This window comes from Pseudomonas halotolerans, from assembly GCF_039581215.1.
Lineage (GTDB): Bacteria > Pseudomonadota > Gammaproteobacteria > Pseudomonadales > Pseudomonadaceae > Aquipseudomonas > Aquipseudomonas tehranensis.
This window is the reverse complement of sequence record NZ_JBCNTJ010000002.1, coordinates 62,257-84,672: the sequence shown is the minus strand read 5'-3', so window position 1 is coordinate 84,672 and position 22,416 is coordinate 62,257. Positions and strand designations below refer to the sequence as shown.

The window sequence follows — 22,416 nt, the reverse complement described above, 5'->3', positions numbered from 1 at the left end:
CTGATAGAGCCGGACATGTCTCAAAAGTTTCCCCGGATTACGCCGTTGCGCTCTGCAACACCTGCGGGTTGGCGTGAAAGAAGACATGTTCGCGGACAGGTCCTACCGCAATCTCGCCAATTTCCTCATAGCCCTGACGTTTATAGAACTCAAGGTAACGGGGGTTGCCGGTGTCCAGCACCACGCCTTGGGAGTTTTCGTCGACCGCACACCAGTTATGGACCGCCTCCAGTAACTGTTCGCCGAAGTGTTGGCCCTGAAACTGCGGATGCACCCCCAGCAGTGGCAATACATGGACAGCATCCGACGGCAGGCAGGCCGTCACTGCGGCATGGTAGTCCAGGTAACGCCGGGTACAGCGAAAGCCGGTGCTCAACACCATGCGCAGGCGCCAGGCCCAGCTTTCAGTGATACCCAGGCGGCGCTGCGGTGGAGCAATCAGGGCGATGCCGATCAGGCGGTCGTTGACCAGCAAGCCGATGGCCGGCAAATCCTGGAGAAAGTGCTGTTTGACCAACTCGCGCACCGTGGCCCGTACCCGATGTTCATAACCGGGGCGCTCGGATTCAAAGAGAAAGCTGAAAGTCGGTTCATGCCGGTAAGCCTGGTAGAGCAATGAACGGGCTTCGCGCGAATAACCGCGGTCGAGCATATGAATGTCGGCGATGGCGGTGGAGGTTTCTGGCATGACGGTCAATCTCCTGGGCGAGGCTCGGTGAGGCCCCGCTCTTATTGAGTACGAACCCGATTAGGCTGTGATCGTTCCTACATGCACAGGACATTAGCAGCGCATTTGCCCTACTGCCACGCTGGCCGTGCTCCTACATGTCAGCTAGCATCGCAGTTTTGCCAGGACTGCCGACCATGAAGATCGTCTCCTTCAACATCAACGGGCTGCGCGCCCGCCCCCATCAGCTGGCGGCGCTGATCGAGAAGCATCAGCCTGACGTGATCGGCCTGCAGGAAACCAAGGTCCACGACGAGCAGTTCCCCCTGGCCGAGGTGCAGGCCCTGGGTTATCACGTGCATTTCCACGGGCAGAAGGGTCACTACGGCGTCGCCCTGCTCTCACGCCAGCCCCCACTGACGTTGCACAAAGGCTTCGAGGGTGACGATGAAGATGCCCAGCGGCGTTTCATCTGGGGCACCTTCGCGGATGCCAACGGCGTGCCGGTCACGATCATGAACGGTTACTTCCCCCAAGGCGAAAGCCGCGATCACCCCACCAAGTTCCCGGCCAAGGAGCGTTTCTACAACGACCTGCAGCAACTGCTGGAAAGCCGCTTCAGCAATGACCAGCCCGTGGTGGTGATGGGCGACGTGAACATTTCCCCGGAAGACAGCGACATCGGCATCGGCCCGGACAACATGAAGCGCTGGCTGAAAACCGGTAAATGCAGCTTCCTGCCGGAAGAGCGCGAGTGGATGGCCCGCCTGAAAAGCTGGGGCCTGGTGGACAGCTTCCGCCACCTGAACCCGGACGTCACCGACCGCTTCAGCTGGTTCGACTACCGCAGCCGCGGTTTCGAAGACGAACCCAAGCGGGGCCTGCGCATCGACCTGATCCTCACCTCCCATGGCCTGCTGCCACGGGTGAAAGATGCCGGCGTGGACTATGAGCTGCGGGGCATGGAAAAACCTTCAGACCATGCGCCGATCTGGCTGCAGTTGAGCTGATTGGCGCACACAAAACCCTGCACAAGCCTGTGGGAGCAAAGCTTGCTCGCGATGAACGATGACACGGCCCGGCCGTTAAACCGAGTTGCCTGGATCGCGAGCACGCTGTGCTCCCACAGAATGCAGCTTCTTGCATCACTCTTTGGCGGCTGACAAGTCGCACGCCTGTCACTTTTCAGTAACCTGACTGACTTAATCTTCCGGCACGTTCTCAGGTTCAGAAGGTGCCGGCATGCGGCTGCGCGTTGTTTTTTTCATGGGCCTCTGGCTGCCGCTCGCGGCATGGGCCAGCGGCCTGCCGATTCCCGAACACGGCCCCGCGCTGCGCCTGCAAGGCTCGAACACCATCGGCGCTACGCTGGGGCCGGCGCTGGTCAAGGCGCTGATGGTGGATCAGGGGCTGCTCAAGGTCCGTACCGAAATCACCGACCGTGAGAACGAGCAGCGTATCGTCGGCCAGGCCGCCGATGGTCGGCGGGTGGAAATAGAAATTGCCGCCCATGGCTCGAGCACCGGGTTTTCCGCCCTCAAGCACGCCAGCGCCGAACTGGCGGCCTCTTCGCGACCGATCAAGGACAGCGAGGTAAAGGAACTGGCACATCTGGGGGACCTGAAAGATCCCAGCGCCGAACAGGTCATTGCCATCGATGGCCTGGCGATCATTCTTCATCCACAGAACCCGCTGCGCCAGCTCGACACCCGGCAACTGGCGAAGATCTTCAGCGGCGAGGTCAACACCTGGGAAGCGCTGGGCGGCGCCGGCGACCCGATTCATCTTTACGCCCGGGATGAGCAGTCCGGCACCTACGACACCTTCAAGGAACTGGTGCTCAACCGACAGGGCAAACGCCTGGCCGCTTCTGCCCGGCGCTTCGAATCCAGCGAGCAGCTTTCCGACGCGGTCAGCCAGGACCGGCAAGGCATCGGTTTCATCGGTTTGCCCTATGTGCGCCGGGCCAAGGCGCTGGCGATTGTCGACGGCGACTCCCAACCCATGATGCCGTTGAACAACCTGATCGCCACCGAAGACTACCCCTTGTCCCGCCGACTGTTCTTTTATCTGCCACCGCAAGAAACAAACCCGTGGGCTGAGGCCCTGGTTGAGTTCACCCAAAGCGAAAAGGGCCAGGCCATCGTCGCGGCCAACGGGTTCATCGCCCAAACGGTGCAGGCCATGGCCGTCACCCCCAATGCGTTGATGCCTGAGGGTTACCAGGCCCTGAGCCGCCACGCCCAACGGTTGTCGGTCAACTTCCGCTTCGAAGAAGGCAGCGCCAGCCTCGACAACAAGGCCCAGCAGGACCTGGGTCGTGTGCTCGCCTATATAAAGCAGCACGATAAGCTCGACCGCCGAGTCACGCTGGTGGGGTTTGGCGACGCCAAGGACGACCCGGCACGCGCTGACCTGCTGTCGCGGCTGCGGGCCATGGCGGTGCGGCGCGAATTGGTCAAACACGGCGTGGCGCTACGCGAAGTACGCGGCTTCGGTGCCTTGATGCCGGTTGCGGCCAATAGCGAGGATGAAGGTCGGGTCAGGAATCGGCGGGTGGAGGTTTGGGTTTACTGACACCGCCCAACGTTGGTGTAGCAACCCACCTATCGTGACCAAAAGTTGGTATTAAAGAGATACGGCCGACACCTCCAACATCTGCCGCTGCCGGTGACAAACGACCCGGTTGCGCCCGGTGGTCTTGGCTTCATAGAGTGCCTGGTCGGCGTCGTTGAGCCAGAGGGTCGCGTCGTCATAGGCGGGGTTGAAGGCCGCCAGGCCAATGCTCAGGCTGACTTTTAGCGCGGGGACCTGTTCGTAACCGAGCAGGGCGAATCGCTCGCGCAGGCCGTCCATGGCCTGCACGGCGTTGTGCATGGTCAGGTCCGGCAGGATCACGCAGAACTCATCACCGCCATAACGCCCGACAATGTCGGCCGCCCGCAGGTTTTGCTTGAGCATCTTGCCGAGTTGACGCAGCACGATGTCGCCAGTCACATGGCCATAGGTGTCATTGATGACTTTGAAGTGGTCGATATCGATCAGTGCAATCGCGCCGCGCCCTGCCCCGTCTTTTGGGTGACGCAGGCAGCGCTGGAACTCCTCGTTGAGCCGGTCCTTCCAGGCCCCGTGGTTGAGCAAACCGGTCAGGCTGTCAGTGCGGCTCAGGGCCAACAACTCGCGCTTTTGCCGGCCCAGGGTGTCGGTCTGGCGAAAGCAGATCCAGCCCAGCGCCAGTGGATATGTGCACAGCAAAGGCAAACTGGCATAGAGCTGCGCCGAGCTGGTCATGGGCACACTGGTCAGCGGGAAGATGCTTGCGCCTGCGACAATGCCTGCCGCTTGCACCGCCGCCCCGGCAAACAGGAAACGCAGGCCACCAATGGCGACGTTGTTCATCGCCATCATCGCCAGAATAACGGCCGCAGGCAGCGGATTGAATTGCATCGCCGCGACCCAGAAACCGCCAAGAAAGGCATCGATCAGCAAATTTCGGCGTTCGGCATGGTACGGCACCGCCGAGCGTCGGGCCCATTGATAAGCCAAATGCGGCCAGAACAAGCCGTTGACTAGCATGAACCACCAGACCCAGGGGGCCGGTGAAAGGGGATAGACAGCGAAACTCACCAGCAACAAGCCCAGCGTCAGGCCCAGGATTCGTGAGGAGTAAAGCCTCCTGGCCAATGACAGTCCCTTTCGTCCCGTTTTTTGCATAGAGGCCTCTGTACCGAGGGCTTCCCGGGGTTTCGGGTTGGGCTGCTTGAAGTCTATCAGGGCACCATCAAATAGCCACCACTGTTGAAAGGATATTTACTCCGCCCAGACGTCTGCGCCCAGCGCTCCCACCCAGTGGGTACCAACCTGCCAGACCTCCCTGCCTGCTTATCGTAAACGCGGCTATCAACCCGCCAACGCAACGCACTGTAGGGAAATCCGGCGGTTGTCACAGCTGGTATCAAAGCAAAAACGGCCATGTTATCGCGATATTCCCAGGTTTCAGCTTCACTTATCACTACCTGACTCGTCGGCTCCGGTTGGCCGATCACATTCTGTCCTGACCCTGGAGGGCAAAACATGTTGGTGTTGTGGGTAGTCCTCGCCGTGTTTATCGCCTGGAGCTGGCTGACGTATCCAGGCATCGGCCATGTGTTGTACGACATGGGCATGGCCCTGGAGGCTCGTCTCTACCGATTGCACAAGATCACGGTGCCCATCAGCGAGATGACCGTGTCGACCTGGCAAGGCGGGCCCTACGAAGCGTCCGGGAGCATATTGATGCTGCACGGCTACAGCGCCGACAAGAACCTCTGGCTGCGTTTTGCCCGGCATTTTGTCAGTGACTACCGGGTGGTGGTTCCGGACCTGGCCGGTCATGGCGAAACCGGCTTCAAGGCCGGCGGCGGTTATGACATCCCGACCCAGGCCCGGCGGGTGATCGAATTGCTGGACGCCTGCGGCCTGGACAAGGTTCATGTGATCGGCAACAACATGGGCGGTCATCTCGCCGCCTGGCTGGCGGCGACTTCCCCGGAGCGGATATTGACCCTGGCGCTGATCGACCCGGCCGGCGTCACCGCGCCCGAGCCCAGCGACATGGAGCGGCACCTGGCAGCCGGCCACAACCCCTTCCTGGTGCGCTCGCGGGACGATTTCGCCCCTTTCTATGCAATGACAATGGCGTCGCCGCCGTGGGTGCCGAGTGTGGTGCTGGCGGCGCTGGCAGAACGTTATGAACAGCGACGGGATGAACTGGAAGAGATCTTCGTGGACTTTCGCGCCAGCCCGCCAATGGAACCGCGCCTGCCCGACATCCGCGCGCCGTCGCTGCTGCTCTGGGGGCGCAAGGACCGACTGATCGACGTCAGCAGCGTGCCCGTGTGGAGCAAGGGTATCGCCGACTTGCGTGTGGAGATCTGGGAGGGGGTCGGCCACATGCCCATGGTCGAACGCCCCGGGAGAACCGCCGCGCTGTATCGCGATTTTCTCAAGGGCCTGGGCCAATGACCTTGATGCCGCTGAGCCACGGTGAAGTGGGCGGATCAGTCCCTGACAGAATGAAGTCCTGAAGATTCTTCGTTTGTCGACGCTGGTGAAGGCTGCGATCTTTCCTCCCACTTTCCCACAGCTTGCGCCAGGAATTCTCACAATGAGCTTCGTCAGTCCCGACCTGATCCGCCAACGCTTCTCCAAGGCGATGTCCGACATGTACCGCGACGAGGTGCCGCTGTACGGGGCACTGATGAACCTGGTGGAACAGACCAATGCCCAGGTGCTGGTCAACGACCCGCACCTGGCCGAACACCTGTGCAGCACCGGCGAGCTCCAGCGCCTGGACCTGGAGCGCCACGGCGCGATCCGTGTCGGCACCGCCGCAGAACTGGCAACCCTGGGTCGTCTGTTCGCGGTGATGGGCATGCACCCGGTGGGCTATTACGACCTCACGCCCGCCGGCGTGCCTGTGCATTCCACGGCCTTTCGAGCCGTGCATGAAAGCGCCTTGCAGGTCAGTCCGTTTCGGGTGTTTACCTCTTTGCTGCGTCTGGAGCTGATCGAAAACGCCGAGCTTCGGGCGTTTGCCGAATCGGTGCTGAACAAACGCCAGATCTTCACGCCCCTGGCTCTCCAGTTGATCGATCTCGCCGAACGCCAAGGCGGTCTGACCCAACCACAGGCTGATGACTTCGTCCTGCAGGCCCTGGAAACCTTTCGCTGGCACCACAGCGCCACCGTCACGGCCGAGCAATATCGACAATTGAGCGCACAGCATCGGCTGATCGCCGACGTGGTGGCTTTCAAGGGCCCGCACATCAACCATCTGACGCCACGCACCCTGGACATCGACATCGTTCAGGCCCAGATGCCCGTGCACGGCATCACCCCCAAGGCAGTCGTCGAAGGCCCGCCCCGTCGGCATTGCCCGATCCTGCTGCGCCAGACCAGTTTCAAGGCGCTCGACGAACCGGTAGCGTTCACCGACCAGCCCCACTCCCAAGGCAGCCACAGCGCCCGCTTCGGCGAAATCGAACAACGGGGGGCCGCCCTCACCCCTAAAGGTCGCGCGCTCTACGATCAGTTACTGAACGCCGCGCGGGACGCACTCGGGGAGTTCCCCAACGAAGCCAACGCCGAACGCTATAACGCACTGATGACCGAACATTTTGCCCAGTTTCCTGACAGCCACGATGAGCTGCGTCGGCAGGCACTGGCGTACTTTCGCTATTTCGTGACGCCAAAGGGCCTCGCCGCCAAAGGCACTATCACGCCACCGGTCTCGCTGGAGCGCTTGCTGGAAGCGCAATACCTGCGCGCCGAACCCTTGGTGTACGAGGACTTCCTGCCCGTGAGCGCAGCCGGCATCTTCCAGTCGAACCTCGGCGATGCTGCCCAAACTCATTATGCCGGGCAGTCCAACCGCCAGGCATTCGAGCAAGCGCTGGGACAACCGACCATCGATGAGCTGCGGCTGTATGCCGAAACGCAACAGCGCTCCATGGATGAGTGCATGTCCGCCCTGGGAATGTAGGAAAAAACCGAAAGCCGAATGCGTAAGAAATTGCGCATCCGGCTGGCCAACTACGCAACTCCTCGCGCGTATTCCCGCTGAACCCGGCGCGATGATGGACCGAGCTTTAACCTCAAGCCGTTGATATATATGGTTTTTGTTGAATATGGCATAGCTCTTGATAACGCTCAGGCCACCTGGGGACGATTCCCTTCCCAGGTCCCTTTAGTTATCCCGCAAGGAGAGCATCCATTGGCTACCCCCGCTTACATGTCCATCGAAGGCACCAAACAAGGTCTGATCACTGCCGGCGCGTTTTCGGCCGACTCGGTGGGTAACACCTACCAGGAAGGTCATGAAGACCAAGTCATGGTGCAAGGCTTCGATCACCAGGTCATCATCCCCCGCGATCCCCAGTCGGGTCAGCCAACCGGCCAGCGCGTGCATAAACCCCTGGTTATCACCAAAGTGTTCGACAAGGCCTCGCCGCTGCTGCTGACGGCCCTGACCTGTGGAGAACGCCTGACCAAAGTCGAGATCCAGTGGTACCGCACCTCGGCGGCCGGTACCCAGGAGCATTACTACACCACCACCCTGGAGGATGCGATCATCGTCGATATCAAGGACTACATGCTCAACTGCCAGGACCCGGCGAACGCGCACTACACCCATTTGGAAGATGTGCACTTCACCTACCGCAAGATCACCTGGACCCACGAAGTCAGCGGCACGTCGGGCTCCGATGACTGGCGCTCGCCAGTCGCCGGTTAATAGCCGGTAGTTATTGATTCAGAGGGTGGTGTTCGCCCAGTGCGACGGCCTCGGCATTCCATGCACTGGTAAAGAGCCTGACACTGGGCGAACGGGCATAATAATAGTGGAACTTGCGAAATATGTCCGGGTGCCTGTTTAAATAATTATTTATCTTAAGCCGTCATTATTAACGCTCAATCAATAGCCGTGACGAGCGCATGCCTGCTCTCCTTCGGCCGCGTAGCAGCCGGTATTTGTTGGTCGCTTCGCAGCCGGGGCGAGCGGGCGCTCTCCATACGAACTTCGGCAAACTTCAACCTGCCCCGCATAGCTATACAAACAGCTATACAAAATCCAAAAGCAGTACAAAAACATATCAGCCACGCCTAAAAAGACGTGGCAATTAAAACAGTCATTAACAAACCATTTTAAAAACCGCACGGTCGAGCAAACCTCAGCCACGTCGTCCGGTCTTTTGTGCATCGGTCTCCCCTGCTTCAGCGTCGCCTTCCTGCTGCTTGCGTTTAGCCGGGTCGTTAGGGCGCAGGGCGTCGTTGTCACGTTCCACTTCACCAGGCATCGCCGGCTCGTCTGGATTGTGCGACGTTTGATCACTGGGTTTCATGACGAACTCCTTGGGTTTCGCGGGCCGGCACGTCAGGCGTCCGGATCGGCCACTTCTTCAGCGACGTTGGCATCAGGTGACCGATGGTGCAGTTGCTCGGCCTTGGCCTTGAGTTCCTGCCACTGCGCCAGGTCGATAGCGCCCTGGCCGAACAGATCATCGGCAACCCGCATCAGCTCGGTGAAATGGACGTCGGGCGACTGTTGCCAGTAGGTCTTGTCGTCGAACAAGCGCTGCCAGTCGGCCAACGAGGAAAGTGTGAGGTCATCGCTCATGACGGGCTCCTCAGAGGCATTCATAAGGTATGAGGGTCGACGTTCCAGGGGAGTTCCGCCGATTCTCAGTAGCCGGTCATTTCCAGGTAACCGCGGCCACCGTGGCTGCCGTTCAGGTGTACCGGCCCTTCCCAATAGGGAATGCGCAGGTTCATCCAGGCGTTGGGATTCAGGGCATCGGTGATGATGTCGAGTCGCTTGCCGGGGATCTTGATCGCCCAGCGCACCGGCATCGGGCGCCCGGCGACTTGGGCGGTCTCCAGTGGCTCAAGACTGATCTCCCCGGCCGGCAGGGTTTGCGCCTGGCCGTGGGCATCGATCCAGGTGCCCGTGAGGTATGGCGCCCCATCCTTGTGGCGCATACGGTAGAGCATCACATGCTCGCCGCTGTCCAGGTGCAGGGAAAACCAGTCCCAGCCCGTCTGGTTCGCCGTCAGCGGCTGGCTGCTCCATTCGCGGTCAAGCCAGGCCGGGCCGCTGACCGTATAACGCTGGCCGTCGATTTCCACATGACCGCTGGCCTGGAAAAACGGTTGGCTGTAGTAGTACGACGCCTGGCCCTGTTCGGATTTCTGGCTGAACCCCTTATCGCCCTGTAGCACCAGCGGACGCGTCGATGTGAGGCGCAGCTCATAACTGAAATGTCGGTCACGCGCCTTGAGCTGCATGTCCGCCAATGGCTCGGGCCCAGACGCTTGTGTAGCGAACCGCCAGTCATCGATCCAGGCGTCGAAAGGGCTCGTCTGCACCCCCGCCTGGCCCACGCCGCCCCGTGCATAGCGCTCAGCCGCATGATGGACGGTGGAGGACGTGACCGCGGCATGCCCGAGCCAGATTGTCTGGTTGCGCCAGCCGCTGGCCTGGGGCGCAGCGTTCAGGGCACTGCGAAACAGCGTCCATTGCACACCGTAATCGCGGCCCTCGGCATCCTTGAGATTGGCGGTGACGTACCACCACTCGATGCGAAACCCCTCATGAACGCCATGATCGGCGGGAAAACTGAATGCCCGCCCCGGCACCACGGGCGTGAACGTGCCGGCCTGCTCACCCAGGCCGGCAAAGCCCTTCGGCGGCGGTTGCCGGTTATCACAACCGCAGAGCAGCGCCAGCACCATCAGGCCGAGTTTAATCTTCACGGGCAAAGGTCCTCAGCAAATCCGCCGGTTGCGTGCGATACAACGCATACAGCGGCCAAGCCGACGCCAGCAGGGTGGCAAACATCGCCAGACCCAGCAACTGCGCCAATTGCCACGGGAACACCCGCAACGGCAGGCGCCAGCCGAAGGCCTGCACATTGATCACCGCGTCCAGGCACCAGGCCAGGGCAATGCCCAGTGGCAAGGCCAGCACCAGGGTCAATAGCGCCAACAGCCAGGTCTGTCCGAGGTTGAGCAACATCAACTGCCGACGCGTCACCCCCAACGCCCACAGCGGCGCCAACTGACCGAGGCGGCTTTGGCTCTGGGTCAGCAGGCTGATGAACAGCGCCACCCCCGCCACCGCCAGCGTCAGGCTGTTGAGGGCAGCAGTGGCGGCGAAGGTGCGTTCAAAGACCTGCGTCGACCAGCCCTTGAGCCGGGCCTGATCGACGATTCGGCTGTCCTCCAGACGGAACCGGGCCTGCAAGGCCGTCAGCAGCGCCGGGATCGCGCTCGGTTCGATGCGCAGGTTGAAGCGGTTCGGCGTCAGTTGCGGCCAGTGCTTGAGCAAGTGGTCGGCATTGACCAGCACATGGCCCTTGGGGTTGCCGTAGTCGGCATAGATCCCGACGAGGCGCGGCGTCCAGGGGCCCTGGGGCGTTGCAATAGTCAATTGATCGCCAATGTTCACATTGAGACGCCGGGCCAGCTGTTCGCTGAGCATCAACGTGTCACCCGCCGCCAGTTGCTCCCAAGGCTTGTCGGAAACCGATTCCAGCAACGGCCAATGCTGGCGATAGGCGCTGTGGTCGATGATGCCGTAGATGTCCGTCGGCCAGCCTTGCAAAGGGATCGAGACCTGCCAGTTGGGCAATATCGTGGTGATCGCCGGCTGCTCCTTGAGCCAGGTGTGCAGCTCACCCGCCTGGGCCGGGGTTTGCGGACTGATATACAGCTCGGCGGTCAGCCGTTGCTCGAGCCAGTCACTGAACGTCTGGCGGAAACCGGCGGTCATGCTGCCGGCACCGATGTTTGCCGCCAGCGCCAACAGCAAGGCCATCAGGGCCAGGCTCAGCGCAGGCAGTTGCTGGCGGCAATCGGCGAGAAACCACTGCCCGAGCACAGAGCGGTTGCGGCGCAACAGCAGGTTCAGGGCGCTGTTGAGCAACACCGGCAAGGCCAGCGCCGCCCCCAGCAGCAAGGCCGTCATCAAGACAAAACCGCTGACCAGGCTGTCCCCCCAGATCAACGCCGCGAGCGCGAGCAATCCGGCCAGGGTCGCCACCCGACCCTGGCGCCGCAGCCAGCGGGCATGGGCCTGATGCCAGGCTTGGGGATTGGCCAGCGCCAACAGCGGCAGGCGCGCCGCCCGCATCAAACTGTCGGCTCCGGCCAATAGCGCGCCGAGCAAGCTCAGGCCCACGCCGCTGAACCACCACCCCAGGCTGAGATTCAGATTGCCGGCCACTTCGGCGCCGTACAGGCCGCGCAGGCTCGCCGCGACATCGGGCAACAACAGGCTGGCCAGCCAGTAGCCGCTGAGCACCCCGGCGATTCCGCCGAGCAAGGCCAGCGCGCCCAGTTCAAGGGCCAGGCTGGCGACCAGCACCCGCGCACTGACGCCACAAGCCCGCAGGGTTCGCAGCAAGCCGCGGCGTTGCTCCAGGGCCAGGCCAATGGCAGCGTGAACGATGAACAGCCCCACCACGAACGACAGCACCCCCAGGGCGTCGAGGTTCAGGTGAAAGCTTTCGGTCAGGCGTGACAGATTGTTTTCTTCATCGGCGTGCTTGAACTGCAATCGGCCGTTGAACACATCCGGCAAGGGCGCGTTGAACGTGGCAGGTAGCAGCAACCGCGACAGCTGCTCTGGCCGACCGAGTACTTGCTGGGCGAAGCCAATGTCCATCAACAGCACGCCCGGCGCCATATCTGCCTGGATCAGCAGCGGTGGCAGGGATTGTCCATCGACCGTCCGAGGCCGATCACCCTCGCTCAGTCCCAAGGCCTGCAAGGTCTGCGCAGCGATCCAGGTGCGGCCAGGGTCAGTGAAAAACGCCACCACGTCTGCCATCTCCCGGACCTGCCCCGCCACTGCCGCTCCAGGGGGCAAAGACACCGGATCGATGCCCATTAACTGCAGGCGCTGATCCTCGTGCCCCTGCAGCGTCACCCGAGCCTGCAACACGGGGGACACCGGCCATCCCAGACGACGCAGATCGACAAACCATTGCTGAGCGAAGGTGCCGCCACCGGGCGCACTGAGGCTGGCCTGGGGTTCGCCGCCAATGAGCTGGCTGGCTCGAGCGTAGCTGTCCCGAGCCTGACTGTTGAGCGCCTGCACGCCGGTGAGCAGGCTGGTGGCGAGCCAGAGTCCGGTCAGGACGCTGAAGAACTGCACCGGGTGCTGGCGCCAATGGCTGAGCAAGGCCTGGAGCGTCTGGCGAAGGATCATCACCCCTGAGCCACCTGCGCCAGACGCCCGCCGTGCAAGACCACGCGACGGCTCAGGCGGGCCGCCACCCGGGGACTGTGGGTGACCATCAGCAGGCTCGTCGGGCTGCCGTCCAGCAACTCCAGCAACAGTTGCAACACCTCGTCGCTGGTGGTCTCGTCGAGGCTGCCGGTGGGTTCGTCGGCCAGCAACAAGGGCGGCCGCGAGGCCAGCGCCCGACCCAACGCCACCCGCTGCTGCTGGCCGCCGGAAAGCTGTTCGGGATAGCGTCGCAGTAAATCCGAAAGCCCGAGCCGCTGCACCAGATGCTCTTGCCAGACGGGTTCATAACGTCCGCACAGGCGAGCCTGGAACGCCAGGTTATCCTCCACCGGCAAGCTGCTGATGAGGTTGAACTGCTGGAACACCAGGCCAATTTCGGTACGTCGCCAGCTCGCCAGTTGGCTTTCGCTCATGCCGTCAAGCCTGCGCTCGCCAAAGCGAATGCTGCCACGATCGACCTTGTCCAGACCGGCCACCAGATGCAACAAGGTGCTTTTCCCGCTGCCGGACTCGCCCATCAGTGCCAGGCTGTCGCCAGGAGGCAGCGTCAGGTCAATACCTTGCAGCACCGGCAATGGCCCTTGGGGCGTGGCGTAGCTCTTGAAAACATCGCGAACTTCAAGCATGAGACGGCTCGATGGATAAACGTGAGGCTCAGGATAGCGGAGTTGGCTGAGGGGAAGACCGAGGGTTGCGCTCAGGCGACGGGCAAACACCGCTTGTCGACGGACTCACATTCAACATTTCGCGAGCAGGCTCTCACAGCGATTGCGCCTGTCCCTGTGTTCTATCAAATGGCGGAAGGCAGCCGGAGTCGAACCTGCCCGGGAACGGATGCCGTCCCCAACCGGGTTTGAAGCCCGGCCGCGCCACCGGGCGCGATTGCCTTCCATGAACTCAGTCTTCTGTTTGTTGGGCCAGTGCATTGTCGAGCCGGATGTGGCGCCGGTCGCCAAAGCGTCGGGTCAGGCCGATTCGGTCGAAGTACTCCAGAATCTGAATACTGCGCTTGCGCCCCAGGCCCACGGCATCGCGAAACGCGGTGACCTGAATCACCGGGTCATCGCTGGCCAGTTGTACCAGCATAGCCGCCAATCGGCGCACCAGGGCCTCGGTATAAAACAAGTCACGGACCACTTGATGCATCCACCCCAAACGCGCCATCTTGCGCAGCAACAGGCGTACGGTGGCCTCTTCATGGCTTGTCGCTTTAGCCAGATCACGCACCCACGGCGGATCGAAACCCGCCTGTTCGAACAACGGCTGTAATTGTTGCCACAGGGTTTCGTCGTCTTCGCTCAATCGCACTTGGTGATCGGGCAAGTGCAGCCAAGGGCCGCTGGCGACGATCGCACCGCTGGCCAGTAATTCGTTGAGCAGGCTGATAAAGGTCGGCCGGTCCAGCGCGGTGCCGGCGAAGCGACGCAGGCGATCCCTGTCTGGTCCCATTTGATCCGGTTCGAGTTGATGAAAGCGTGCCAGGTGTTCCAGCAGTGGCGCTTTCAAGGCCTCCCAGCGGGCAGCGCTGAACAGCAACGGCCCTTGCCGCGTATCGATCAAGCGCACGTCATCGGGCAACACCCAGCTATCGCGCGGACGATTGAACTGGCGTTCCAGACGCTGCGGATCAAGCCCGGTGTCGCTGTTGGCCAGCAGCGCCGGCAGTGCGTCTTCCAGGCTGGTCGTGGTGGCCAGCGTCTTTAGCTGCGCCAATCTTTCGGGGCTACGGTGGTGTCGGGCCGGAGCGAACGGGTCAAGCACCCGGCCACCGCCAAGAGTGCGTTGAGCGCTTGGGTCGCGCAGGATCAAACGATCGCCCTTCACCGCCAGCACCGGCGCGTTCACCCGCAATTGCGCGAACATCTGCTCACCCGGTGCCAGGCTGACGCCCTCCAGCAAGACCACTCGCCCGGTCACGTCCTGAGTGCCGAGATGCACGTGCACTGGCTGAAAGTGCTCGAAGCTTCGCGCCTCGCTGACCAACAAAGTCATCTCGATATCCAGACGCTGGGGCGGCGCATGCAGCCATTCGGCCAACAACCATTGGCCCCGGTGAACCTGCTCCAGGGCCAAACGGTCGGCACTCAGGTTCAGCGCGACTCGCTGCCCGGCCGTTGCGCTGTCAGCCGCCTGATTCTGCGCATGGAGGCCTCGCACCCGCACCGGTTTGCCCAGCGGACTCAACATCAGCGTATCGCCCACGGCCACTTGGCCAGACAACGCGGTGCCGGTCACCACGATCCCGGCACCGGCCACACTGAAAGCCCGATCAATCGCCAGGCGAAAACCGCCGCTGGCGCTGCGTTGAAGCACCTCATGTTGCGCATCCAGCAAGGCTTTACGCAGTGTCTCGACGCCTTCGCCGGTCACACTCGACAGCGCGACTTTCGGCGCGCCGGCATATGGTCCGGGTGCGAGCAATGCTTCGATCTGTTCTTGGACGGCTTGCACACGAGCAGGGTCGACGCGGTCGCATTTGGTGATTGCAATCAGCGCCCGAGGGATGCCCAGCAATTCGACAATCGCCAAATGTTCGCGGGTCTGAGGCATGACACCGTCATCGGCCGCCACCACCAACAACACCAGATCAATGCCCTGAGCACCGGCGAGCATGTTGTGGGTAAAGCGCTCATGGCCGGGGACGTCGACAAAACCGGTCAGCGCGGCGCCCGGTTCCAGCGCCGCGTAGATGTAGCCGAGGTCGATGGTCATGCCGCGTTCGCGTTCTTCCCGGCGGCGGTCGCCGGCCTGGCCGGTCAGTGCCTGGAGCAAGGAGGTTTTGCCGTGATCGATGTGCCCCGCTGTGCCGACAATCACCCGTCCTGGCCCTCCTCCTGCAGTTGATTGAGTTGGGCCAACCACGCGGCTTCGTCGTCGAGTTGGCGCAAGTCCAGCCAAAGCGCATCGCCGTCGATGCGCCCGAGCACGGGAATCGGCAACCGACGAAACGCCGCTTCCAGCCCCATCAATCGCCGCCCGCGCAGACGTTTGGATACGTTGGGCCGCAGGCATAACGCAGCACTCGGTAAGCGCGCCACTGGTTGGCTGCCGCTGCCGATCATGCCCAGCGCTGGTACCGCGCTGATGCTCCAGCCGTCACCCAATACCTGTGCCAGTGGCGGTTGCAGGCGTTCGGCCTGGGCGAAGATGTCGGTTTGGGGGCGGGTCAGCAGGCGCAGACTCGGCAGGCGTTCGGCCAACCGCTCAGGATCGCGGTACAGCGCCAATACGGCTTCGAGGGCTGCCAGGGTTAGCTTGTCGACCCGCAGTGCGCGCTTGAGCGGATTCTTCTTGATCTTCGCGATCAGGTCTTTGCGGCCGACTATCAACCCGGCCTGGGGACCGCCGAGCAGTTTATCGCCGCTGAAGGTGACGATATCCGCGCCATCGATCAGGGCCTGGCGTACCGTCGGTTCGGCGGGCAGGCCCCAGCGAGTCAGGTCCAGCAGACTGCCGCTGCCCAAGTCTTCGAGCAGCGGCAGTTCGTGGCGGTGAGCCAACTCCGCCAGTTCAGCCGTCGGCACCCGGGCGGTGAAACCTTCAATTGAGTAATTGCTCGCATGCACGCGCATCACCAGGCCACTGCGCGGACCGATGGCCGCCTCGTAATCGCGGGCATGGGTGCGGTTGGTGGTACCCACTTCGTGCAGCCGCACTCCGGCGCGGGCCATGATGTCGGGAATGCGGAAAGCGCCGCCGATTTCGATCATTTCACCACGGGAAATGATGCCTTCCTTGCGCGCGCCCAAGCTATTGAGGGCGAGCAACACGGCGGCGGCGTTGTTGTTGACCACGGTCACCGCTTCGGCGCCGGTCAGCTCGCGGATCAACCCTTCAATCAAATCATCGCGGTCGCCGCGCTTGCCGCTGTGCAGATCAAATTCCAGATTGAGCGGATAGCGGGCGGCGAGCTGAACGGCTTCGATAGCCGACTCCGGCAGCAACGCGCGCCCGAGGTTGGTGTGCAGCACCGTGCCGGTGAGGTTGAACACCCGACGGACCTGGCTGCGATGCTGGATCGCCAGACGCTCACCCACCCTTCCCGCCAATACGTCGGGAGCTATTTCAACGGCAGCGAGTTCAACCTTGAGCATCGGCTCGCGCAGGTCCTCGAGCAGTTGTCGAAGGCCGGCCAGCAGCGCGTCACGCCCATAACGCTCAGCCAACACCTGGCAGGCGGGATGGCGCAGCAAGCTGTCGATGGAGGGCAGCCGCAAAACTGGGCTGACGGAGGTTGCAGACATCAGAGGCTCCCGGAAGCGAATGACCGTCGCGTCTGAGTGTAGCCGCTGAGCTCATAGGGATAGGCTTAGGAGGACAGGTTCAGTCGCCTCCCGGTGCCAGCATCAGATTCGGCGACGGGCGCTGGTAGCCTTCCTGCTCCAGGCGCATGTCCAGCATCAGGCTGGACAGGTCCGCCGAGAGCGCTTCGGCTTCGGCGTCGTTTTCCAGGTAGCTCAGTTTCAGATAGCTGTTGCAGCCGGGGCAGACTTCCGCCCGCAACGGCGCCTGATTGGCAGCATGCCGGTCATCCTCGAAGCTGACGTATTGAAGCCCCTTGCTCTGTTCGCAATACACGCACTTGACCCGCACCGCATGCCATTCGCAAGCGCACAACGAGCACACCAGATAACGCAATCCGTTGTATTTACCGCGATGACGAATCACTCCGGCCATCGCCGGTGAACCGCAGGCCGGGCATTGACTAAGACTGTCGCCGCGCTTGAGTTCAAGGTTCGGTGAACTCAGCAGCCAATGGCTCCAGGCCGCTTGCAGCGCTGCACCGAGGAACGGCACCAGCTCTGCCGGCAGCATTGAATACTGGCCGCTGACCAAGGCAATCGCCCACGCCTTGAGCTTCCCCGGATTGGCACTACGCAAAGTCGCCACGGCATTTTCTACCGCCGATTGTGGCGGTGGCTGATAGCGCTGCAACAAGGCTTGGAGATACGGCAACCAAACGTTTTCGCGCACCAGACTGTCGGCCGCGAACGGTGGCAAACCATGTTCCACGCACACCCGAAGACGTTCGGGATCGGGCATGGCGGCCACGGGCGGATCGTCCATCAATTTCTGCTGAGCGTGGCACAGCCCCGCGATCAAGCGCAGATAGGCCGCCATGGGATGCCCGTCGGCCAGGTGCTCCAGACGCAGCGCGCGCAAGGTGAACAGGTTATTCGGTGGCAGGTACAGAAACGGCGGTGAGCTCGCCGCCGCTTCTATCTGCCCAGGCTCAAGGATCGTGGCCACGGGGTCATCCTTTTCTGCTGATCGGTCGCTCAGGCGTCTGGTCTCGGGTCACTTCCCGGTACCAGAGTTCATGGTGTTTTTTCGCCCAGGCGCGACTGACTCTGCCACGCACCATGGCATGGACCGAACCACGAATCCAGATACCCGCATAGATGTGAACGATGATGCTCAGCACCAGGATGAACCCTGCCAGCGCATGCAGCAGCATCGCCCAGCGAATACTGGTGATGCCGAAGTACGCGCTGAACCAGGCACGCCAGATCACCAACCCGCTGAACAGCAGCACCAGCATGCAGATCAGCAAGACCCAGAACAGCACTTTCTGCGCCGGGTTGTATTTGCCGATTGGCGGTACGCCCTCCTCCTCGTTACGCATGACCGTCCCGACGCGCCTGAGCCACAACCGGTCGTTGGCGCTGAAGTAGTTCGCCCGCCAAAAACTGCACACCAGGCCGAGGAACAGCACAAACATCGCCACGCCCATGTACGGATGCAGAATGCGCGTCCACGAACCGCCGCCAAACAGGTTGCTGAGCCAGAACAATCCCGGATGGAACAAGGCCAGCCCCGACAGCGCGGCCATGAAAAACAGAATCGCCACCAGCCAGTGATTGGTGCGCTGGTTGGAGGTGTAGCGCAGGATCGTTTTGTCGTTCATGGCCTGTCCTCCCCGCCGGGTTTCGTCGGATCAAAGGTGTGTACCGATGGATCGAATTCATGCACCGCCGGGTCGAGGGTGACTGGATGTTCGTCTTCCTCGACCCGTTGTGGCCCGACGCGCACGTAATGGAAGAACCCGGCCAGCACCGCCGCGCCCATGGCCAGCAACGCCAGGGGTTTGCTCAGGCCTTTCCACAGGTCCACCAACGGACTGATCACCGGGTGATCCGGCAACCCGGCATACAACCTGGGTGTGTCGGCATGGTGCAGCACATACATGACATGCGTGCCGCCGACGCCTTCGGGATCATACAAACCGGCGTTTTCGAAACCGCGACTCTTGAGGTCGACGATACGTTCGGCGGCGTGCTCCTTCATGTCTTCCTTGCTGCCGAAAACGATGGCGCCAGTCGGGCAGGTTTTCACGCAGGCCGGTTCCAGCCCCACCGCCACCCGGTCCGAACACAGCGTGCATTTATAAGCCTTGTGGTCCTTTTGCGAGATGCGCGGAATGTTGAACGGGCAACCGGTGATGCAATACCCGCAACCGATGCAATGGTCCTGATCGAAATCGACGATGCCGTTGACGTGTTTGATGATCGCGCCGGGGCTCGGGCACGCCGCCAGGCAGCCGGGCTCGGCGCAGTGCATGCAGCCGTCCTTGCGGATCAGCCATTCGAGGTTACCGGCGTCGGTTTCATGCTCGGTGAAGCGCATCAAGGTCCAGGTATCTGCGCTGAGGTCTTGAGGGTTGTCGTAAGTGCCGAGGTTGTGACCGACATCGTCGCGCAGCTCGTTCCATTCCGAGCAGGCGACCTGGCAGGCCTTGCAGCCGATGCACTTGGTGGTGTCGATCAGCTTGGCCACTGCCTCTTGCGTGCGCACCGAGGGCGGCATGGTGGTGGTGGCCGAACGGGCGATGATGTCTTGGCTGGCCATTTAGACTTTCTCCACGTTGACCAGGAATGACTTGGATTCCGGGGTCTGTGTGTTGCCGTCGCCGAGGAACGGCACCAGGGTGTTGGTCAGGTAACCGTGACGGGTGGCGCCGGTGAAACCCCAGTGCAACGGGATACCGATCTGGTGCACCACTTGATTGTTGACCTGCAGCGGACGAATCCGCTTGGTCACCACCGCCACCGCTTCGATGTGCCCGCGCTTGGAACTGACCCGCACCCTGTCACCAGCAGCAATGCCCTTCTCCTTGGCCAGGACTTCACCGATTTCGACAAACTGTTCGGGCTGGGTAATAGCGTTGATCGGGCAATGCTTGGACCAGAAATGGAAGTGTTCGGTCAGCCGGTAGCTGGTCGCCGCATAAGGGAAATCCTTGGCCTGCCCGAGCGTGTCCCAGACTGAATCGAAGATCCGCCCGGCCGGGTTGCTGGTCGCCTGCTTGTTGTTGGGGTGCATCGGATTGATGCCAATGGGCGTCTCGAACGGTTCATAGTGTTCCGGGAATGGCCCTTCGTTCATCTTGTCGAGGGCGAAGAAACGCGCCACGCCTTCGGGGTTCATGATGAACGGGTTGATGCCCGCTTCCGGTGCGGCGTCGGCCTTGTAATCGGGCACGTCGGTGCCGGTCCAGACCTTGCCGTTCCACCACACCAGCCGTTTTTTCGGGTCCCATGGTTTGCCTTGAGGGTCGCAAGAGGCGCGGTTATAGAGAATCCGCCGGTTCATCGGCCAAGCCCAGGCCCACCCCAGATTCTGCTTCATGCCGAAAGGATCGCTGTTGTCACGCCGGGCCATCAGGTTGCCCTGTTCGGTCCAACTGCCGCAGAAGATCCAGCACCCGGACGCCGTGCTGCCATCGTCCTTGAGTTGGCCGAAGCCGGACAGTTGCTGACCCGCCTTGATCACCGCGCCTGAAGCGTCGGTGACATCGGAGACGGCGTGGCCGTTGAATTCCCGGGCCAGCTCTTCCGGCGCCGGGTCATCCGGCACTTTGTAGGGCCAGTCGAGCTTGAGGATCGGCTCGGCCCCAGCGCCACCATTAGCCTGGTAACGCTTGCGCAGGCGCAAGAACAACTCGGCCATGATCTTCACGTCCGTGCGCGCCTGCCCCGGGCCATCGGCACCCTTCCAGTGCCATTGCAGCCAGCGACCGCTGTTGACCAGCGAACCGTTTTCTTCGGCGAAACAGGTGGTGGGCAGACGGATGACTTCGGTCTGGATCTCGGCCGTTTGCACATCGTTGTAAGGGCCGGCGTTGCGCCAGAACTCCGAAGTTTCGGTGGCCAGTGGGTCCATCACCACCAGCCACTTGAGTTTGGCCAGCGCCTTCATTACCCGGTTCTTGTCCGGCAAGGCTGCGATCGGGTTGAAGCCCTGGCACATGTAGCCATTGACCTCGCCCTTGCCCATCATATCGAACATTTTCAGGATGTCGTAGCCGGGAATGTCCAGTTTGGGCAGCCAGTCATAGCCCCAGTTATTCTCGGCAGTGGCATTGGCGCCGTACCAGGCTTTCATCAAGCTGACGTGAAACTTGCCGTAGTTCTGCCAGTAAGACATCTGCCCGGGACGCAGCGGCTTGAGTGCGCGCTTGGCGATGTAGGCGTTGTAATCCTGTTCGGCCTCGGTCGGCAGGGTCAGGTAACCGGGCAGCAGGTTGGACAGCAAGCCCAAGTCGGTCAGGCCCTGGATGTTGGAGTGTCCGCGCAGCGCATTGACGCCCCCGCCCGGCATGCCGACGTTGCCCAGCAGCAGTTGCACCATGGCCGCGCTGCGGATCATCTGCGAGCCGGTCGAATGCTGAGTCCAGCCCAGGGCGTAGAGAATCGTCATGGTTTTGCCCGGTTGCGAGCAGGTGGCGATCTCTTCCCAGATTTTCTGCATTGCATCCACGGGCATGCCGCAGACCTGACTGGTCAGCTCCAGGGTGTAACGGCTGTAATGCTGCTTCATTAATTGATAGACGCAGCGTGGGTCTTGCAAGGTCGGGTCGACTTTGGCGAAACCGTCCTCGCCGATTTCGTAGCCCCAGCCGGACTTGTCGGTATAGATACGCTTGCTCGCGTCGTAACCGCTGAACAACCCATCCTCGAAGCCGTAGTTGGCCTTGACGATGAATGACAGGTCCGTATAGGCGCGTACGTATTCGTGCTGGATCTTGTCTTCGGTCAGCAGGTAATTGATCAGCCCGCCCATGAAGGCAATGTCGGTGCCGGTGCGGATCGGCGCGTAATAGTCGGCCACCGAGGCGGTACGGGTGAAACGCGGGTCGACCACAATCAGCCGCGCCTTGTTGTGGGCTTTGGCTTCGGTCACCCATTTGAAACCGCAAGGGTGCGCTTCGGCGGCGTTGCCACCCATCACCAGAACCAGATTCGCGTTGGCGATATCGGTCCAGTGGTTGGTCATGGCACCACGGCCATACGTCGGGGCAAGACTTGCCACCGTCGGGCCATGTCAGACACGTGCCTGGTTATCAAACCCCAGCATGCCGAGACTGCGAATCACCTTGTGGGTGATGTACCCCGCTTCGTTGGACGATGCCGACGCCGCAAGGAAACCGGTGGTCAGCCAGCGATTCACCGTTTGCCCCTGGGCGTTGTTCTCGATGAAATTGGCGTCGCGGTCGGCCTTCATCAGGTCGGCGATGCGATCCAGCGCTTCATCCCAGGAGATTCGCGTCCATTGCGTGGTGCCGGGCTTGCGCACCTGCGGGTACTGGAGACGAGTGGGGCTATGAATGAAATCGAGCAGGCCTGCGCCTTTGGGGCAGAGGGTGCCACGATTGACGGGATGGTCGGCATCGCCTTCGATGTGGATGATGCTCTGGGCGACATTCTTCGCATTGTCGCCCAGGCTGTACATGATCAAGCCGCAACCGACCGAGCAGTACGGGCAGGTGTTGCGGGTTTCATGGGTATGGGCGAGCTTGAAATGACGCACTTGTTCGGCGAAAGCTGGCGTCGGGGCCATGCCCAGCGCGCCGAGGCTTGAGCCCGCAAGGCCGAGACCAGCGACCTTGAAGAACTGACGACGGTTGAGGTCCATCGTGCACTCCTGATCAGGTGGAAACCCGGTGCATTGGCCGGAT

Annotated in this window: 18 protein-coding genes and 1 tRNA gene; 5 read left to right on the top strand and 14 right to left on the bottom strand. The window is 61.8% G+C overall.

The features are described from left to right. Nucleotides 1–37 precede the first annotated feature (37 nt). On the bottom strand, nucleotides 38–688 hold the full coding sequence (locus AAIS01_RS02785) for a GNAT family N-acetyltransferase (protein WP_343467705.1): 651 nt from the start codon (nucleotides 686–688) through the stop codon (nucleotides 38–40). A 176-nt stretch (nucleotides 689–864) separates the two neighbouring features. On the opposite strand from AAIS01_RS02785, the gene xthA reads away from it, so the two are divergent. Both xthA and AAIS01_RS02775 read left to right on the top strand, forming a co-directional pair. Further along, nucleotides 865–1,677: an exodeoxyribonuclease III gene (xthA, locus tag AAIS01_RS02780; protein WP_343467703.1), complete on the top strand. Its 813-nt coding sequence runs from the start codon at nucleotides 865–867 to the stop codon at nucleotides 1,675–1,677. A 232-nt stretch (nucleotides 1,678–1,909) separates the two neighbouring features. After that, nucleotides 1,910–3,244: a substrate-binding domain-containing protein gene (locus AAIS01_RS02775; protein ID WP_343467702.1), complete on the top strand. Its 1,335-nt coding sequence runs from the start codon at nucleotides 1,910–1,912 to the stop codon at nucleotides 3,242–3,244. 51 nt (nucleotides 3,245–3,295) lie between these two features. Here the strand turns inward: AAIS01_RS02775 and AAIS01_RS02770 are convergent, their stop codons facing one another. After that, complete coding sequence (locus tag AAIS01_RS02770) at nucleotides 3,296–4,381, bottom strand: diguanylate cyclase (protein WP_343467701.1); 1,086 nt, start codon at nucleotides 4,379–4,381, stop codon at nucleotides 3,296–3,298. Nucleotides 4,382–4,741: 360 nt separating this feature from the next. On the opposite strand from AAIS01_RS02770, the gene AAIS01_RS02765 reads away from it, so the two are divergent. The 3 genes from AAIS01_RS02765 to AAIS01_RS02755 all read left to right on the top strand — a co-directional run bounded on the left by AAIS01_RS02765 (nucleotide 4,742) and on the right by AAIS01_RS02755 (nucleotide 7,940). After that, nucleotides 4,742–5,671 (top strand): alpha/beta fold hydrolase, encoded by a 930-nt coding sequence (locus AAIS01_RS02765; RefSeq protein ID WP_343467700.1) that lies wholly within the window; start codon nucleotides 4,742–4,744, stop codon nucleotides 5,669–5,671. Nucleotides 5,672–5,813: 142 nt separating this feature from the next. Then, a complete protein-coding gene (gene hglS, locus AAIS01_RS02760) occupies nucleotides 5,814–7,190 on the top strand; it encodes a 2-oxoadipate dioxygenase/decarboxylase HglS (RefSeq protein ID WP_343467699.1) in 1,377 nt (458 codons plus the stop codon). 231 nt (nucleotides 7,191–7,421) lie between these two features. Beyond that, complete coding sequence (locus tag AAIS01_RS02755; RefSeq protein ID WP_343467698.1) at nucleotides 7,422–7,940, top strand: Hcp family type VI secretion system effector; 519 nt, start codon at nucleotides 7,422–7,424, stop codon at nucleotides 7,938–7,940. Between the two features lie 436 nt (nucleotides 7,941–8,376). Here AAIS01_RS02755 and AAIS01_RS02750 read toward each other — a convergent pair whose 3' ends face one another. The 12 genes from AAIS01_RS02750 to fdnG all read right to left on the bottom strand — a co-directional run bounded on the left by AAIS01_RS02750 (nucleotide 8,377) and on the right by fdnG (nucleotide 22,373). Then, nucleotides 8,377–8,547, bottom strand: a complete 171-nt coding sequence (locus AAIS01_RS02750; RefSeq protein ID WP_214914573.1) for a hypothetical protein — start codon at nucleotides 8,545–8,547, stop codon at nucleotides 8,377–8,379. 32 nt (nucleotides 8,548–8,579) lie between these two features. Continuing rightward, nucleotides 8,580–8,822 (bottom strand): hypothetical protein, encoded by a 243-nt coding sequence (locus tag AAIS01_RS02745; protein ID WP_343467697.1) that lies wholly within the window; start codon nucleotides 8,820–8,822, stop codon nucleotides 8,580–8,582. A gap of 65 nt (nucleotides 8,823–8,887) precedes the next feature. Continuing rightward, nucleotides 8,888–9,958, bottom strand: coding sequence for a lipocalin-like domain-containing protein (locus tag AAIS01_RS02740; protein ID WP_343467696.1), 1,071 nt, complete (start codon nucleotides 9,956–9,958; stop codon nucleotides 8,888–8,890). Continuing rightward, nucleotides 9,948–12,416, bottom strand: coding sequence for an ABC transporter permease (locus AAIS01_RS02735; protein ID WP_431191897.1), 2,469 nt, complete (start codon nucleotides 12,414–12,416; stop codon nucleotides 9,948–9,950). Before AAIS01_RS02735 ends, AAIS01_RS02740 begins: the two co-directional genes overlap by 11 nt. Beyond that, nucleotides 12,416–13,084, bottom strand: coding sequence for an ABC transporter ATP-binding protein (locus AAIS01_RS02730; protein WP_343467694.1), 669 nt, complete (start codon nucleotides 13,082–13,084; stop codon nucleotides 12,416–12,418). Before AAIS01_RS02730 ends, AAIS01_RS02735 begins: the two co-directional genes overlap by 1 nt. Nucleotides 13,085–13,253: 169 nt before the next feature. Continuing rightward, nucleotides 13,254–13,349, bottom strand: a tRNA-Sec gene (locus tag AAIS01_RS02725). Between the two features lie 6 nt (nucleotides 13,350–13,355). Continuing rightward, nucleotides 13,356–15,275, bottom strand: coding sequence for a selenocysteine-specific translation elongation factor (gene selB, locus AAIS01_RS02720; RefSeq protein ID WP_343467693.1), 1,920 nt, complete (start codon nucleotides 15,273–15,275; stop codon nucleotides 13,356–13,358). After that, the gene (selA, locus tag AAIS01_RS02715) at nucleotides 15,272–16,702 is read right to left on the bottom strand and encodes an L-seryl-tRNA(Sec) selenium transferase (protein ID WP_343467692.1); all 1,431 of its coding nucleotides are present in this window, start codon (nucleotides 16,700–16,702) and stop codon (nucleotides 15,272–15,274) included. The genes selB and selA overlap by 4 nt, the downstream gene beginning before the upstream one ends. Before the next feature lie 79 nt (nucleotides 16,703–16,781). Beyond that, nucleotides 16,782–17,708 (bottom strand): formate dehydrogenase accessory protein FdhE, encoded by a 927-nt coding sequence (fdhE, locus tag AAIS01_RS02710; RefSeq protein ID WP_343467691.1) that lies wholly within the window; start codon nucleotides 17,706–17,708, stop codon nucleotides 16,782–16,784. Nucleotides 17,709–17,712: 4 nt separating this feature from the next. After that, on the bottom strand, nucleotides 17,713–18,366 hold the full coding sequence (locus tag AAIS01_RS02705) for a formate dehydrogenase subunit gamma (RefSeq protein WP_343467690.1): 654 nt from the start codon (nucleotides 18,364–18,366) through the stop codon (nucleotides 17,713–17,715). After that, nucleotides 18,363–19,307, bottom strand: a complete 945-nt coding sequence (fdxH, locus tag AAIS01_RS02700; protein ID WP_092400509.1) for a formate dehydrogenase subunit beta — start codon at nucleotides 19,305–19,307, stop codon at nucleotides 18,363–18,365. The genes AAIS01_RS02705 and fdxH overlap by 4 nt, the downstream gene beginning before the upstream one ends. Next, on the bottom strand, nucleotides 19,308–22,373 hold the full coding sequence (gene fdnG, locus AAIS01_RS02695; protein ID WP_343467689.1) for a formate dehydrogenase-N subunit alpha: 3,066 nt from the start codon (nucleotides 22,371–22,373) through the stop codon (nucleotides 19,308–19,310). Nucleotides 22,374–22,416: the final 43 nt, after the last annotated feature.